The sequence below is a fragment of the Okeania sp. SIO3B5 genome (assembly GCF_010692555.1).
Classification (GTDB): domain Bacteria; phylum Cyanobacteriota; class Cyanobacteriia; order Cyanobacteriales; family Microcoleaceae; genus Okeania.
This window is the reverse complement of the sequence record NZ_JAAHHG010000004.1, coordinates 23,171-40,708: the sequence shown is the minus strand read 5'-3', so window position 1 is coordinate 40,708 and position 17,538 is coordinate 23,171. Positions and strand designations below refer to the sequence as shown.

Genomic DNA, 17,538 nt, shown 5'->3' with positions numbered 1-17,538 from the left:
GCCACCATCCTCCGCCAACGCTTTCTCAGCACAGCAATAACTATTGGACAATAGATAAATAGAATATTAATAATCGCCAAACACAGCGATATAGCTGCCGCCACCATCCTCCGCCAACGCTTTCTCAGCACAGCAATAACTATTGGACAATAGATAATATCATGTTCGGATAATCAGTTATAAAAAAAACTTCTGGCCTTGAACCAATATTCCCTTCTGCCTTCTGCCTCCAGCATAGCTGCCTTTTTCCCTAACCACGAACTAAACCACTGAAACCTGCTACCCAGAGGGATGTTAATATCCAACCAAAGATTATGTGAACCCATAAGTACCATCTTAATAAGCGACCTGCTTTTACTTTGAATAATATTAATGGAATTTCTTTACCTTTTTGAGAATTTGGCAGCCAATATGTTTGTTGATGTAGGTCAACTATGGGGATGAATGTGTCTAATGAATATAACCAGAGGTTAAATTCTGGATAGTCTATATCAATGGTTTTATTGTTAGTTTCTTCGGTATATGGACTGATTTCTGAAGCTGGTGAAAATAGGCATTTATTATTGGATATTGAGTTGGAACAATTGTAATGGCCTAAAGCAAATGAAGTCCAACCAATGGATATAAAAATAGAACTCCAAACTAAGGCTTTTGTGGGTTTATAGCCATAGGCAATTGTGATGTCTAGAAAGTAATTCCAAAATTTACTTAATCTGTTGAGTTTTGGTCTAATGTCTCTTTCTTTATGGATTAATATTTCTGTAGCGGCATCTGGATCGCCTTCTTTTTTTAAGACTTCGGCTAGTTGTTCGTATGTTTGAGGGAAAAATTCTGGTTGCAGTCTCAGCCATTTGAGGCGGGTTTTGGCATCTTTAAGAACTTTAATATTATCGTCTGTTCCAAGTTTCTGATAAATAAATCCATCAAGGTTGATATTGTTCTTTTGAGGCCAGCTTTGTTCGTCGTCTTTGAGGCGACCTATTCTGGCAAATTGTAGGTCTATTTTCATGTAGTGAGATTCTATTCTTTGATATTCTTTTTGAAGTAGTGATGTAATTTGATTGTTATTTATATTTTTAATGAAAGGATTTAGGAGGCGTAGATATAGGGGGAAAGTTACTTTTTTTTGTTTAATTTTGACCATACTTAATGTGTCGTCAATTCTGGCACTAACTAAGTAAATATTCCCTTCAAAAGTTCCTTTGTCTAATAAAATATCTCCGTCAACATTGATTCCTTCGGCAGATAAAACAGTTCCTTTTTCGTTGGAAAAGTTGCCATTGGTGCAGTCAAGATTTCCTTTAATATTTGCTGCTGTTAAATCTACTTTGCCTTCTGCTTTGAAGCCATTAGTTAGACTGATGTTAGTTTTTACTTCTATATTCTGAGCATCGAGCGCGTATTTTTCTGGATTAGAGAAATGACCTCCACGACAAGAGAGTATACCACCAATAGTAGATCCAGCTAGGTTTACCTCACCTTTAGCCTTGAAATCATTACTGAGATAGACATCACCTTTGACTTCTATATTCTCAGCATTGAGTGCATTTTTTCCTTTATTGGAGAAATGACCTTGACTACAATCAAGTTGACTGCCAATAGTAGCTCCAGATAGACTAACTTCTCCCTCAGTCTTGAAATCATTTCTCAGAAAGACAGAACCTTTAACTTCTATACGTTGAGCAAAGAACGCATATTCTTCTTGATTAGAGAAATGGCATTTAAAACAATTGAGTATACCACCAATAGTAGCTCCAGATAGACTTACTGCACCCTCAGCCTTGAAATCATTACTGAGATAAACATCACCTTTAACTTCTATACTTGCAGCAAAAAGCGCACCTTTTCCTTTATTAGAGAAATGACCTCCACTGCAAGAAAGTTGACCACCAATAGTAGCCCCAGATAGACTTACTGCACCCTCAGCCTTGAAATCATTACTGAGATAAACATCACCTTTAACTTCTATGCTATGAGCATTGAGCGCATATTTTCCTGGATTAGAGAAATGACCTCCACTACAATTAAGTTGACCACCAATAGTAGCTCCTGATAGACTGACTTCTCCCTCAGCCTTGAAACCATTTCTCAGAAAAACAGAATCTTTGACTTCTATATTGTCAGCATTGAGCGCATTTCCTCCTTTATTAGAGAAATGACCTTGACTGCAAGAGAGTTGACCACCAATAGTAGCTCCTGATAGACTGACTTCTCCCTCAGCCTTGAAACCATTTCTCAGAAAAACAGAATCTTTGACTTCTATACTCTCAGCAAAGAGCGCAGTTCCTTCCTTATTAGAGAAATGGCATTTAAAACAATTGAGTATACCACCAATGGTAGCTCCTGATAGACTGACTCTACCTTCAGCCTTAAAATCATCACTCAGAAAGACATCAGCTTTGACTTCTATACTTGCAGCAAAAAGCGCAGTTCCTTCCTTATTAGAGAAATGACCTCCACTGCAAGAGAGTTGACCGCCAATAGTAGCTCCAGATAGGCTGACTTCTCCCTCAGCCTTGAAATCATTACTTAGAAAAACAGAACCTTTGACTTCTATATTATTAGCAATAAGTGCATCTTTTCCTTTATTAGAGAAATGACCTTGACTGCAAGAGAGTTGACCACCAATAGTAGCTCCTGATAGACTGACTCTACCTTCAGCCTTAAAATCATCACTCAGAAAGACATCAGCTTTGACTTCTATACTTTCAGCAAAAAGCGCAGTTCCTTCCTTATTAGAGAAATGACCTTGACTGCAAGAGAGTTGACCACCAATAGTAGCTCCTGATAGACTGACTCTACCCTCAGCTTTAAAACCATTTCTCAGAAAGACAGAACCTTTGACTTTTATTCTTTCAGCAAAGAGCGCAGTTCCTTCTTTATTAGAAAAAAGACACCTAATACAAGAGAGTACACCACCAATAGTAGCTCCAGATAGATTTACCTCACCCTTACTCTGAAAGCCATTTTCCAGATATAAACTGCCTCTCGCTTCAATCAATTCAGCATCAATACCAACAACATGACTACCATCAAACTTGACTTCTTCTACCTTCGCTCCCTTAAGAGTAACTTTTTCTGTAAAAACACATTCTGTGAAACACAATAAACTTTCAAATTTAACAAACTCAAGATTTAATTTCCCCGAAATCTTAGCTCCACAAACCTGTAAACCATGATTAGTAAAATATTTAAAAGCTTCCACATCCGTACATAACCACTCAATAAACTTAGCCGATAATATCCGCTTTTCTCCCCATGATTCTGCTGTAGATGGATTATTAAATTCCTTTTCTTTAGCGATCGCTGCTAATAACTGTTTTAACTGTTCTGGATGTTCTAACTTTTCTAACTCCTTTAACTTTTCTAAGTCTAAACCTTCCAAATCTTCTAATTTTTCTACATCCTCTAACTGTTTTAACTGTTCTTTTAACAGTTCTAAGTCTAACTGTTCCTTCAGCAAAGTAAGTTCTGGGGATTTAACTTGATAATCAGCTACCTCTCCTTTAACAATAGCCTTTAATAACTGTTGCTCAACAGAAGTAAGTGTTATTCTGTACCTCTGCTTTGCTAGTGCAATAAAACTCTTAAATTTGTTAGTCATAGTTTTTCAGATTTTAGGAATGCCGTTGATATTATATATATAGCCCTGTGCGCAGGCAACAGGCAACAGGCAAAAGGCAACCCACCCCTAACCCCTCCCAGGAGGGGAATAAAAAACCGTTTGCGCAAGCATTCCGTAGGAATAATTTCAGGCTTTTAACTATTGGACAGTTATTGTAATTTGTAAATATGCCAGCGCACATTGCTATACTTCAAGCCTTTAATCTCCCCCACTCCCCCACTCCCCTACTCCCCTACTCCTCCACTCCCCCCACTCCCCCACTCCCCTACTCCCCTACTCCCAACTATTTAGGGAACGGGCAAGATGCCCATTCCACAAAACTAAAACTATTGACAGATAATCAAATAAAGGAAAATATCAGGAACGGGTAATTTGTAAATATGCCAGCGCACATTGCTATACTTCAAGCCTTTAATCTCCCCCACTCCCCCACTCCCCTACTCCCCCACTCCCCCACTCCCCTACTCCCAACTATTTAGGGAACGGGCAAGATGCCCATTCCACTTTCACTTCCACTTTCACAAAACTATTGACAGAGAATCAAATAAACGTTACAATTTAGATAATTTATCTTTTCTGTAACAAGTTTAATACCCCACCATCAACAAGGGTGCTTCAAATTGTTTGGGGTTTATACACACAAAGTGGCTTGTCGAAGGCTATCCATAAGCATTTTTCTCTTCTGCCTTCTTCAACCTAGCTTCCCTGTGATAACTAAATTTTTATTTATCAAAATAATTGGGTTGCGCCACCCCGCCTTTTAAGGCGAAATATTTTTGGAGCAGGACTTAAATTCCCCACTTCCCCTCCTGGCTCCCCTCCTGGGAGGGGCGGGGGTGGGTTGGGGCGGGGGTGGGTTGGGGAGGGGCGGGGGTGGGTTAACTTCTGACTTCTGACTTCGTTAATTGTAGAGCTTGAACTAATTACCTATCGTAAACTATGCTGAACTTAACTAATTATCAACAAACCGACCAAATTTATATCGGAACTCGCACCCTTGTCTACAAAGCAATTAGAGAAACTGATACAACTGACTATTCCCTGCGCGACATGAAACGCCAACCTGTGATTATCAAAGTTTTACGGAACCCCTATCCCAATTTTAATGAGTTAGTTCAGTTCCGCAATCAATATGCGATCGCCCGTCATTTAGAACACCCTGCGGTGGTGCAACCCCTAGCCTTAGAAGATTATGGTCATGGTTATGCCTTGGTTATGCCCGATAATGAAGCAATTTCTCTCCCTAACTACTGGCAGTACTCAGACCGAAGTCTCACTAAATTTCTGATCGTTGCTATCCAACTAGCAGAAGCTCTACATTACCTCAATCAAAAACGCATCATCCACAAAGACATCAAACCAGGGAACATCTTGATTCACCCCGAAAGCTTCCAAGTCAAACTAATAGATTTCAGCATCTCCAGTTTACTGCCAAAAGAACAACAACAATTTATCAATCCCAATGTTCTCGAAGGAACCCTTGCCTACATCTCTCCAGAACAAACCGGACGGATGAACCGAGGTATCGACTATCGCACAGATTTTTATTCCCTTGGTGTGACATTTTTTGAACTCTTAACCGGGAAGTTACCTTTTGAAACTAACGATCCCATGGAATTAGTACATTGCCACATTGCGCAAGAAGTGGAGTTTCCCGCGAGCAGCGAGCAGTTGGAAATCCCGGAAGCCTTGAAGGCAGTGGTGCTTAGATTAATGAAAAAGAATCCAGAAGAACGTTATCAGAGTGCTTTGGGTTTAAAACGCGATCTAGAGCAATGCTTGACACAGTGGAAAACTAGGGGAGATATTATCCAATTTAAGTTGGGAGAGCAGGATATTTGCGATCGCTTCCTCATCCCAGAAAAACTCTATGGACGGGAACGGGAAGTTGCCCAATTATTAGCAGCATTTGAACGAGTTAGTCAAGGAGATGGGGAAAAGGGGAGACAGGAAGGCGTACAGAAAGCTGGCAACTCAGAACTTTTACTGGTGGCAGGATTTTCAGGGATTGGGAAAACAGCCGTTGTCAACGAGGTTCACAAACCTATAGTTAAGCAACGCGGCTATTTTATCAAAGGTAAATTTGACCAGTTTAACCGCAACATTCCCTTTTCCGCTTTCGTGCAAGCTTTCCGAAATTTGATGGGGCAATTGCTCGGCGAGTCGGATGCAGATTTAACCAATTGGCGGGCAAAAATCCTCAAAGCTGTCGGAGAAAGCGGACAAGTCATCATCGATGTCATTCCGGAACTCGAACGGATTATTGGCAAACAACCTCCAGTTCCCGAACTTTCTGGCAATGCAGGGCAAAATCGCTTTAACTTGTTGTTTGGTAAGTTTGTGCAAGTGTTCGCTACCAAAAAACATCCCCTGGTTATCTTTTTGGACGATCTACAGTGGGCGGATTCGGCTTCCTTAAACCTGTTGAAATTACTGATGGACGATTCGGAAACAGGTTATTTGCTGGTGTTGGGAGCTTATCGCGATAACGAGGTTTTCCCTGCTCATCCATTGATGCTGACTCTGGATGAAATTAGTAAACAGGGTGCGAAGATTGATACCCTAACTCTGGCTCCTTTGGATGAGGTGGATGTCACTCGTTTAGTTGCCGATACATTGCTGTGTTCTGTAGAAATTGCTGTACCTTTATCTGAGTTAGTGTATCAAAAGACTAAGGGAAACCCATTTTTTACAACTCAATTTTTGCGAGGTTTGCATGAGGATGGTTATATCACCTTCGAGGTGGAAACGGGATACTGGCAGTGTGATTTGACCGAGGTATGGCAGTTGGTGCTGACGGATGATGTAGTAACATTTATGGTAGGACGGTTAAAGAAACTACCACCAGCAACTCAAGCAGTATTGAAACTAGCAGCTTGTATTGGTAACCAATTTGATTTAGGAACTTTAGCAGTAGTATGCGAAAGCACTCAGGAACAAGTAGCAACAGATTTGTGGCGAGGACTGCAAGAAGGATTTATCATTCCCGAAAGTCAGAACTATAAATTTTTCCACCGAATACAGAACGAAAAAAAAGAACACCAAACAATTTCAGTAAACTATCGCTTTTTGCACGATCGCGTTCAACAAGCAGCTTATTCATTGATTTCTGAAGAGAAAAAACAAGCCACACATCTTGAAATTGGCACCTTACTTATGGAAAAATTATCAGCTACCGAACAGGAAGAGAGAATTTTTGAAATCGTCAACCATCTAAATATTGGTCGAACATTAATAACCAAACTACTACAACGAGAGGAGCTAGCTAAACTCAATTTAAGTGCAGGAACTAAAGCCAAAGCCTCCACAGCTTATGCGGGAGCTTTGAGCTACATCCAAGTAGGAATCGAACTTTTACCCGATGACTGCTGGCGACACAATTATCAACTCAGCTTTTCTCTATATAAAGAAAGAGCAGAAGTTGAATATTTGAATGGCAACATCGAAACCGCTGAAATGTGGATAGAACGCATATTGCAAAATGCTCATACTCCTATGGAAAAAGCTGAAATATATAATCTGTCAATTATCCAATACACCCTGCAAGCAAAATATCCAGAAGCTATTCAAGCAGGCCGCCGAGGTCTGGCATTAATTAATGTAGACCTTCCCGAAGACAATTTTGAACAAGTAATAAATGTAGAACTGGCGATCGCTACAGAAACCTTTAAAAATCTACCATTTACTTCCCTAACTGAATTGCCTGTAATGACTCAACCAGAACAAAAAATGGCAATCAAGCTGTTAATTACTTTGGGACCACCAACCTATCGTTCTCATCAAAGATTATGGTCTGTCATTTGCGCCAAAGCAGTTAACCTATGCTTGAACTACGGAAATACACCAGAAGTTGGATATATCTATCCTGCCTTTGGTGGTTTGCGAGGATATGCTCTGAATAATTATCAAAATACAGATAAGTTGCTAGATGCAACTATCAAGTTAACTCAAACCTTTAATAATAAATCTGCTGAGAGTGTTGCTTATTTGATGATTGGTAGTTCTCTCAGACATTGGTCTCATCCTCTCAAAGTAGCAACAGAAGATTATCTTTCATCTTATAGAGTCGGTTTAGAATCAAGCAACTTGCAATATGCAGCTTATGCTTTTGGTCATAATATGTATTGCCGCTTTTATCAAGGTATTCCCCTAGAAAAACTACAGAAAGAAATCAGCGAATCATTAGCCTTCACTCAAAAATACAAAAATCAGTGGGCGATCGACCTGTTCATGGGCGGTCAGATGCTCTTTTCGCAATTGATGGGAACAACAACCGAGTTAGTAGAATCTGAATATTTGCAAAAATGTAACCAGCATAAAAACTGGCAAGTCATTTGCATTTATAAGATATTGAAAACTCAAATTCTATTCATTGAAGAGCGATTAGAGGAAGCCTTAGAATGTTGCCTGGAGGCTGATGCAGAAATTATTAACGTTGCACCTCAAGGACTGCTTCCTTATGCCCATCATTTATTTATTTATGCACTACTGATGACATCACTTTATTCCAGTGCAACAGATAGTCAAAAATTAGAATATGGGGAAAAAATCTCGACTTATCAAAAACAACTTGCCATTTGGGCACAGAATTGTCCGGAAAATTTTCTGCATTTGTGTTGTTTGGTAGAAGCAGAAATTGCTCGAATTTCGGGAAAAACGTTAGAAGCTATAGAATTGTACGACCGCGCTATTGCCCTCGCTAAAGAAAACGAATATCTGCAACAAGAGGCATTAGGGAATGAATTGGCAGCCAAATTTTACCTGAATTGGGGGAAAGAAAAAATCGCTGCTACCTATATGCAGGAAGCATACTATTGTTATGCTCATTGGGGGGCTAAAGCTAAAACTGACCAACTAGAACAAATATATCCTCAACTACTTGCTCCTATTCTCAACAATCAAATTTCCCAATCAAAAGGTGAAACAATGATTCTGAAGACAACGCAAACCATCACCGATACCTCAAGCGGAATTTCTGACAATCTTGACCTGGCAACCATAATCAAAGCCTCTCATGCTCTTTCTGAGGAAATCGAACTCAATACCTTACTCTGTAAAATAATGCACATCGTCCTAGAAAACGCCGGAGCTGACACAGGAGCCTTAATTTTGAACAAATCCGACAATTTGGAAATAGCTGCCAAATGCGACCGGACAAAATGTGACCTATCAACTATTACCCTTGACAAAACCGACAACTTACCCATTAGCATCATTAATACCGTCAAACGAACTCAACATATCGCGATCGTCAACAATGTCAAACAAGACAAAACCTTCACCGCAGATCCTTACCTGATTCAACAGCCACCCAAAAGCCTCTGTTGTACTCCTATTATTAATCAAGGAAAACTGATTGGCATTCTCTACCTAGAAAATCATTTGAGCGCAGAAGCTTTCACCCCAGAACACATAGAAATTCTCAACCTCCTGACTGCCCAAGCTGCTATCTCCATAGAAAATGCCCAACTTTACAACCGACTAGAAAACTACAACCGCACTCTCGAACAACAAGTTACTGAACGCACAGAGGAATTGCAACAAAAAAATCAACAACTCACCCAAATTTTACAAGAACTCAAAACCACCCAAGATGAATTAATTCAGTCCGGAAAAATGGCAGCTCTAGGACAACTGGTAGCCGGAATTGCCCATGAAATTAACACCCCTTTGGGTGCCATTCGTGCCGCCATAGGTAACACCGACAAAGCGCTAGAAGAATCTTTCTCTGAATTACCTCAACTTTTACCCCTGCTCAACCCACAACAACAAACCAAATTTTTCAGTTTCCTACAACTTGCTGTGAGTAAGCAACCCAGTCTCAGTACCAGGGAAAAACGTCAAATTAAGCGCACAGTCACTAAACAACTTGAGTCTCATAATATTACCAATGCCAAACAACTATCTCACCTACTAACCGAAGCCGGATTACATCATAGTGTTGAATCTCAAATATCTTTGTTACAAACTCCCCAAGTCCACGAAATTGTACAAATTGCCTACGATATCGCTCGCCTCTACACCAACAGTCAAAATATCTCCAACGCTGTGGAAAGAGCCTCAAAAATTGTCTTTGCCCTCAAGAGTTACGCCCGTTACGATCACAGTGGAGAAAAACAACCAGCAGTGATTACTGACGGTATTGAAACCGTACTGGAGATTTACCACAACTATTTAAAAAAGGGTGTGAAAGTGATTCGCCACTATCAAAATATTCCAGAAATTCTTTGCTATGCTGATGAACTGGTGCAAGTATGGACAAACTTGATTCACAATGCAATTCAAGCGATGGATGGAAAGGGAAAAATAGATATTGAAGTGCGGGTGGAAAATCAAAATATTGTTGTGGGAATCACAGATTCTGGAGCTGGTATTGCCCTAGAGATTCAGGATAAAATCTTTCAGCCTTTCTTTACTACTAAACCTGCCGGAGAAGGTAGTGGTTTAGGGTTAGAGATTGTCAAAAATATTATCAATAAACATCAGGGAAAGATTGATTTTACATCTGTTCCAGGCAAAACCACTTTTACTGTAGCTATTCCTATTGAGTTATAGCGTTACGCGCAAGGCAACAGTTCATTAATGGATAATGGATAATGGATAATGGATAATTGATAATTGATAATGGATAATGGATAATGGATAATGGATAATTGATAATGGATAATTGATAATGGATAATTGATAATGGATAATGGATAATTGATAATTGATAATTAGGGTTTGCGCTCAAAAGTCTGATGGGTGAGGGTAGGAGTCAGGAGTCAGGAGTCATATCATGTCCGGATAATCAGTGATAAAAAACCTTTTCCCTTCTAACCTTTTCTTTCCTTCTGCCTCCTGCCTCCTGCCTCCTGCCTTCTGCCTTACCTCCAGTCTGATGGTGATGATAGGCAACAGCTCCGAAAGGCAACAGCGGTGCGACCCCGCGACGACGTTTCGCTGCGCGACATGAAAAGCTTTAGCTCCTCCGGAGGAGGCTAGTCACAAGGGAACGCGCACCAAGAGAGGCAAAAGTTTAGACTATCTGCTACGGCCAAATTTTCTGATTAGTTAGGGGAAAAATATTAACATTGGAGGGGAATAATTGATAATTTCTTTGGGATAATTGATATCATGTCCGCTAGTATTGTTTGTGTAAAACCAAGGGAGAATATCTACAGGAAGTTTAAGTTTTTTCAATCTTTTAAGCCTTCTTCCTTCTTCCTTCTTCCTTCTTCCCTCTTCCTTCTTCCTTCTTCCCTCTTCCTTCTTCCTTCTTCCCTCTTCCTTCTTCCTTCTTCCCTCTTCCTTCTTCCCTCTTCCCTCTTCCTTCTTCCTTACTTTCGCTATACAATACCGATGCTACCGGACATGATATGATTTTATTTTTTATTATTGGAGATGTCTATTAATTATTCGGTAACAGGTAACAGGTAACAGGCAACAGGCAACAGGCAACAGGGGGAACAAAAAATAGCCATATCATGTCCGGTAGTGTGGTATAATCTTGGTTGCAATGAACCTTACAGATAGAGTTGTTTCGTAAGTCCTATTATAGCGCTACACATTAAGGTTAGGACATTTCTAAACCCTTTAGTTAGCGGAGCTTTTCCGCAGGAAAAACCCTCTAAAAGTTTACTATTCCCTATTCCCTATTCCCTAGCGCGTAGCGCTATACTTATATAATTTAAAATTGTAGCATATTTAACTTCCTAAAAATTGGCCACTTACTCCTAGAATATAATATTATGACTGAGACAGCAATTCTGTGTGTTGATGATGAAACTGTTATCCTAGAAACCCTCCAGGAACAAATTAGCCGTCACTTTGGCGAGCGATTTGTGTACGAGGCTGCCGAAAGTGCCGAGGAAGCCCTAGAAATTATCGAAGAGCTAGATGAGGAAGGGGTCAAAATTGTGGTGATTGTCTCTGACTGGCTGATGCCTGGAATGCGAGGAGATGAGTTTTTAGTTCAAGTTTATCAGCGATTTGGTAATATTAAAACAATTATGTTAACTGGGCAAGCTGATGAGTCGGCGATTCAGCGAGCCAAGGAAGAAGCTAATCTTTACTCCTGTATCTATAAACCGTGGCTGGAAGAAGAGTTGATTAAAATCATTACAACAGCGATTGAGTCAGTATGAACTAACTAGCGATTGAGTCAGTATGAACGAAATAGCAATTCTTTTGGTCGATGACGAACCGATGGTTTTGGAAAGTCTCTCTGAAGAGTTACAACGAAACTTTGGTGACAATTATAGTATTGAAGCGGCTGAAAGTGGTGAAGAGGCACTCGAAATTTTAGAGGAATTGCAGACTGAAGGAATAGAAGTTGCTGTAGTGATTTCCGATCAATTAATGCCTGGTATCAAAGGAGATGAACTCCTGAGCCAGATTCATCTTCTGTATCCAGATATCTTGAAGATTATGCTGACGGGTCAGGCCGGAGTAGAGGCAGTGGGGAATTCTGTTAATTCAGCTAATCTCTACCGTTATATTACTAAACCCTGGGATACGACGGATCTCAATCTGACAATTAAGGAGGCACTCGGTAAGTACTTGCGGATGAAACAACTCGAACAACAAAATGCTCAACTGCGAGAAAACGAACGTCGCCTGACTCAGTTTTTGGAGGCAATACCAATTGGTGTCTCGGTTCACGATGTGACCGGGAAACTTACCTATGCCAATCATAAAGCTAAGGAATTACTCAAGTTAGAGGTTTTACCAGATTGCAAGATTGAGCAACTTTCGGATACTTTTAACGTTTATCAAGCAGAAACCAAGGAATTGTATCCTTCAGATCAACTGCCAATTGTGCGTTCGCTGGCGGGAGAAACAGTTCATTGTGAGGATATGGAAATTCATCACCCAGATCGGATTATCCCGCTCGAAGTCTTGACGACACCTATTCGAGATGAAACAGGCCAAATTTCTCAGGCGATCGCCACTTTCCAAGATATTAGCGGTCGTAAACAAGCTGAAGCTGAACGAGAGCAGTATACAAGAGAATTGTTTGAACTCAATGAAGCTTTATCCAGGTTTGTTCCCCGTCAATTTCTCCAATCCCTTGCTCACAAAAGTATTACTGAGATTCAGCTAGGGGAATCTGTTCAGAAGGAGATGTCAGTTTTGTTTGCCGATATCCGTGCTTTCACAACTCGTTCAGAACAGATGACTCCAGAAGATACCTTTAAGTTTATCAATAGCTATCTCCGACGTATGGAACCTGCAATTATTGAAAATGGTGGTTTTATTGATAAATATATTGGTGATGAAATTATGGCACTGTTTGAAGAAAGTGCCGATTCTGCAGTGAATGCAGCAGTGACTATGTTGAAAATCTTGGCTGAATATAACTTAACTCGACAACGACCAGACCGCCTACCTATCGAAATTGGCATTGGGATTAATACAGGGAAGTTAATGTTAGGAACGGTAGGTGGTAACTCTCGTATTGATACTACTGCCATTGGTGATACAGTTAATCTCGGTTCCCGCCTCCAGCATTTAACAAAAGCATATAATACTCCGCTTCTAATTTCTCATCACACTTTAGCTTGTCTGGAGGAACCGATGAAGTATGCTATGCGAGCGATCGCTCAAGTGCAAGTTCGGGGAAAATCTAGAAAGGTCGGGGTATTTGAGGTATTTGAGGCCGATCCTAATGACCAAAAGCAGGCCAAATTGGAAACGAAGCAAATTTTTGAAGCAGCTTTGATTCACTACTATGCAGGAGAAATTGAGTCAGCAAAATCTTTGTTCAATAACTGTTTACAAAAAAATCCTAGCGATCGCGTTGCTAAAATTTATCTGAAGAAGTGTGGTTAACTATAATTAATTTTTGATCGAGAGGTTTTGTGTCCTCTATAATTCCCCGTTCCTCCTGAATTCTGGATTCTGAATTCTGACTCCTACCCCTCATACTTTATTCAATAAACCCTAATATCATGTCCGGATAAGAGCGTGATAAAAAACTTTCTCCTTCAACTCCAGTTATTCTTCTTCCAACTTCAGTCTTCCCTCCTGGGAGGGGTTAGGGGTGGGTTGACTCCTGAGGACTGACTCCTAAGTCGTTATTTATTTATAACTGTTCAACCGGACATGATATAAGTACATTTTCTATTTGTCTTGGCCATTATACCATTTTGAAAAAAGAATGTTACGAATAATAAGTGCAATAAAAAAAAATTGCAGGAAATGTCCCTTTGACAAAAAAGAGAATTTATGACCTAAAAACTGGTATTAAATCTATTCCCATACGACTCCTGACTCCTGACTCCTGACTCCTAAGAAGTACCCTACCTATTTGTAGCAAACATTTATAAAATTGGTATTAGACATATCGGATGTTCATCTACATTGTTAAATATAAATATGGATGGATCTATTATTATACTCATTGCTAAATATTGTCGATAATCGACAAGAACTGAAAATATTTTCGTCGATCTTAGTATTCGTTGATGGTAATATCATGTCCGGATAATCAGTGATAAAAAAACCTTTTCCCTTCTAATCTTTTCTTTCCTCACAGGAGTGCGCATTCCCTTGCGTCTGACGCCGACGCGGGGTCGCACCACTTCTGCCTCCTGCCTCCAGCTCCCGCTGCCTTACCTCCTCCAAAGTGTAAGTATTCAACCGGACATGACATAAATAGCTTGCCCTGACTAATTTTGATGATTTTGTTATTTTTTCAAAAAAAATTGTCGATCGTGGATGTCGATAATCGACAACTCCCCTGCCAGGTAGTGCAATACTTGGAAATAGAAGTTATTAAACACTTTCAATATTCTCATACTCAGGATTTTTTCCTTGAAAAACCTAGAATGTGAGATAATAAATTTCTCAATGTCTAATAAAGATACAGGTCATTGGGGCCAATATCTTATAGGATCTTCGGTCTTGAGAATAATGGGTAGTATCACTGATACTATTTTTCGGGTGGATCTCAATTATGCAATAAGTAAAAATACTGAGATAAGTATTGATATCAGTACAACGATGTTTGAGAAAATTAGGGGCATTGCCTGGTAACTGCGCTCCCGGTAACTGCTGCCTCTGACTCGACAGAACTACCTGCTGCCTGTGGTGTCTGATAGTTTTTGATTGGGTATTTCTACTAATCGCATATCTGAGATGCACCCTATTTTTCGACGTGGATAACGAAAAGATAACCACGAAGTCCAGTTAAATACAAATTCTAAATTAACTTATTTCTAGGAGGATTTTATTATGCTAAAGGAATATACAAATTCCCAAGAGGTGCTTAACGCTATGCAGACTATTCTTGATTCTTGTGCGGAACTAAAAAATTATATTGATGGAATAGCATTTCTATTAAACGCTAGTAGTATAGCTAAATCTCAAGTACCTGGTGAAGGTGGAAGTATGGATACTAAAGTTATTGCTCCTATGATATCTAATTTTGAACAAACAGCTAAAGATACTTTTGGAGAAGATATAGCAGATCTTCAATACATTACATTTATGAAAAAAAACAAGGCCAACCAAGAATTAAGCGCTTGGAGTATAGTTTTTGTTCCTGATACAAATTATAAACTTGTTTTTACAGGAAATCTCCAAGGACAAAAAAGTAATTTACAAACACATCAAGCAACTGTACCAGAGTATGTAGAGGAGCTTTTGCCATTAATAGATGAATATAAACGTCTGACTTAAAAATACAAACCTTAAAAAACTCATACAAAAAGTATTTTGAGGTTTATATATTTTTATATTTTAATCCAAATAAATTATTTAGGGTTTGCTGAATAAAGTTTTTTGGTAAAGGCAGGAGCCAGAATTTCCTACAGAATGCTCCGCAAACAGGAGGAATGGGAATTATAGAAGAAGTAGTCAGAATAATCGTCCCAAAATACTAGCTTTATGCAGCTCTTTAGACCGAAAATATGCGCACTTTTTTCGACCCAAAAAGGCTGAAACCAATATCAGTCAATGCTTTAATATTTAATCAGCAAGCCCTATTTATTTAGGTTATCTATATTATTTGATTCAAGTTTATGATTAACTTGATTTTCTATGCTATCAATTAGCCAATTACCCCAAGATGAATTAATACATTTTAATAACTGAAAAAGTGTAAATTGATAATTCAAACCCTCAGCAATTTCAGCCGGAATTGGGTCAGGAAAAGGATAATAAGCCTTCCAATGTGGTGATTCTACTAAGGATGAAATTCCTCGCCAAACCTCCGCTTGTCTGAGACTTCCTTCTCTTTTATTAGTTGTAAACACAACTAACACTCCTTCTCGTTTTGGTAACTTAAATTGTCTAATTATTTGCACTAAAGACTGTTTTGTATCAGGAGATATTTGTGCGAGTTTGTTAAATTTTTCCTCTTGTTCTGTTAATTGTTGACTATCAACTTTATGTTGAATTTGACAGGATGCAATTAAACCTAATAATTTATTAAAATCGGCTTCAAAACCATAAATACCGCCTAAAGGTATAGCCTCAGCAATTTCCACAGTTAATTCTGGGTTTTCTTCATCGTCCAAAGCACGAGCTGCTAACAGGCGAAAAGCCTCTTCATTGTCAGCAGAATCTTCACCTATCCAACCGACAGAAATACGAATCTGTCGCTTATAGAAATCTCCTCTATCAGTAGGTTGAATAGCAGTAATAAGTAACAGTAATTTACTATTTCTACGAGATAAAACCACGGACGGTTTTTCACTATAAATTAAATTGGTAGATTCATCCTGAAACAAATCAGGAAAGTTATCAATAACTTCTTGGGTTGTTTCTGTAACTTCTACCCATGTATAATCTGTGTTAGCTTCAACTCCACGACTACGAACGAAAATATTCATCATTAATTTATTCCAGGTGTTTTATAAATTTTTGCCTATTATTATCTATTAAATTTTTAATAAATCATGACCTTGGATAATCTCAAATGGTGGAGTTTTAATTCGACCTTGAGAAAAACGACGTAAAGCTTCATATAGATCGTTATTTGCTTTCAAAAGATCGTTACAGGAATAAAAAGCTTGACCAAACAAACCTGTTCTTTGTTGTTTAATATATTGATGAATGAGAAAACGCATGATATAGCGTAGGGGTTGATCTTCCCATTGAGATTCCATTGGAGCATCAAATCTAGTCTTGTTTAAAAGCCATCCTTTCAACTCTCTAGTCTCAATATCAATATCTGGTCCTCCACAAACTACACAACCAACGGTTTGTATTGGAGTAATAACTACTGCTACATTTGTTTTCGGACGTAGAACATCATAAATTAATTTTGCATACCCTTTGTGAACTTCTTTAACTAATCGCTCCATATTTCTCTCAGTTTTGACATAAGTTTCGCATTTTACGGGAATAAAAAGTACTAATCTTTCTTCATCTTTTGGTAAATTATCATAAGCTCTGGCAATCATTTTAGTCACTGATTCAGGATCGTTTAGCTGTTGATGATATTTTCCGTCTTCCTCCATTAAAGCTAAGGTGTCAATAGGAATAATAACTGCACCACTATTTACTACTTGATCCAAATATTTTTGGTAATATTTGCTTGATGAATCTTTCTGTAACCATCCCCCAGAAATATCCAAAAACTCTAATCCTAAAGCATCTCTCGATCTCCATTTATCTCTAACAAGAATAAAGTTAATATTTTTTGCATCCTCAGTAGATGGTAGTCCTCGAGATACTGCATCAAAATCTTTGACTAAATCCTCCAGTCCTTCCTCATGCTCTTTGATGGTTGCAAAACTTTCTTGATCGATGATCACCTTAAAGTCAGTTCTGGTGAAATCACTTTGAAAATATTTGTTGATAACAGCTAAAATAGAGGTCTTACCCACTCCACTTGGTCCCAGCGAGGCCACGCTTAACTTTACCTTTGGTTTGGGTAGTTTTTCTTTGTCCGCGATTTCCAATTCCATAGTGATTTACCCTTG

9 protein-coding genes are annotated in these 17,538 nt (G+C 39.0%); 4 read left to right on the top strand and 5 right to left on the bottom strand.

What is annotated here, in order from left to right:
* Positions 1–250: 250 nt before the first annotated feature.
* Complete coding sequence (locus tag F6K54_RS01060; RefSeq protein WP_293073260.1) at positions 251–3,604, bottom strand: hypothetical protein; 3,354 nt, start codon at positions 3,602–3,604, stop codon at positions 251–253.
* A 960-nt stretch (positions 3,605–4,564) separates the two neighbouring features.
* Here F6K54_RS01060 and F6K54_RS01055 point away from each other — a divergent pair.
* Entirely contained in the window at positions 4,565–10,180 is a 5,616-nt protein-coding gene (locus F6K54_RS01055) for a trifunctional serine/threonine-protein kinase/ATP-binding protein/sensor histidine kinase (RefSeq protein ID WP_293073258.1), read from the top strand.
* A 235-nt stretch (positions 10,181–10,415) separates the two neighbouring features.
* On the opposite strand, the gene F6K54_RS01050 is transcribed toward F6K54_RS01055, so the two are convergent.
* A complete protein-coding gene (locus F6K54_RS01050) occupies positions 10,416–10,538 on the bottom strand; it encodes a hypothetical protein (protein ID WP_293073256.1) in 123 nt (40 codons plus the stop codon).
* Between the two features lie 273 nt (positions 10,539–10,811).
* Positions 10,812–10,961: a hypothetical protein gene (locus F6K54_RS01045; RefSeq protein WP_293073254.1), complete on the bottom strand. Its 150-nt coding sequence runs from the start codon at positions 10,959–10,961 to the stop codon at positions 10,812–10,814.
* A gap of 394 nt (positions 10,962–11,355) precedes the next feature.
* Here F6K54_RS01045 and F6K54_RS01040 point away from each other — a divergent pair, with 394 nt between their 5' ends.
* The 3 genes from F6K54_RS01040 (at position 11,356) to F6K54_RS01030 (ending at position 15,289) form a co-directional block, all read left to right on the top strand.
* Positions 11,356–11,751: a response regulator gene (locus F6K54_RS01040; RefSeq protein ID WP_293073252.1), complete on the top strand. Its 396-nt coding sequence runs from the start codon at positions 11,356–11,358 to the stop codon at positions 11,749–11,751.
* 22 nt (positions 11,752–11,773) lie between these two features.
* Entirely contained in the window at positions 11,774–13,438 is a 1,665-nt protein-coding gene (locus F6K54_RS01035; protein ID WP_293073251.1) for an adenylate/guanylate cyclase domain-containing protein, read from the top strand.
* Positions 13,439–14,842: 1,404 nt separating this feature from the next.
* Positions 14,843–15,289: a hypothetical protein gene (locus F6K54_RS01030; RefSeq protein ID WP_293073249.1), complete on the top strand. Its 447-nt coding sequence runs from the start codon at positions 14,843–14,845 to the stop codon at positions 15,287–15,289.
* A gap of 302 nt (positions 15,290–15,591) precedes the next feature.
* On the opposite strand, the gene F6K54_RS01025 is transcribed toward F6K54_RS01030, so the two are convergent.
* Positions 15,592–16,446, bottom strand: a complete 855-nt coding sequence (locus tag F6K54_RS01025) for a hypothetical protein (RefSeq protein WP_293073247.1) — start codon at positions 16,444–16,446, stop codon at positions 15,592–15,594.
* Positions 16,447–16,491: 45 nt separating this feature from the next.
* Entirely contained in the window at positions 16,492–17,523 is a 1,032-nt protein-coding gene (locus tag F6K54_RS01020; protein ID WP_293073245.1) for a hypothetical protein, read from the bottom strand.
* Positions 17,524–17,538: the final 15 nt, after the last annotated feature.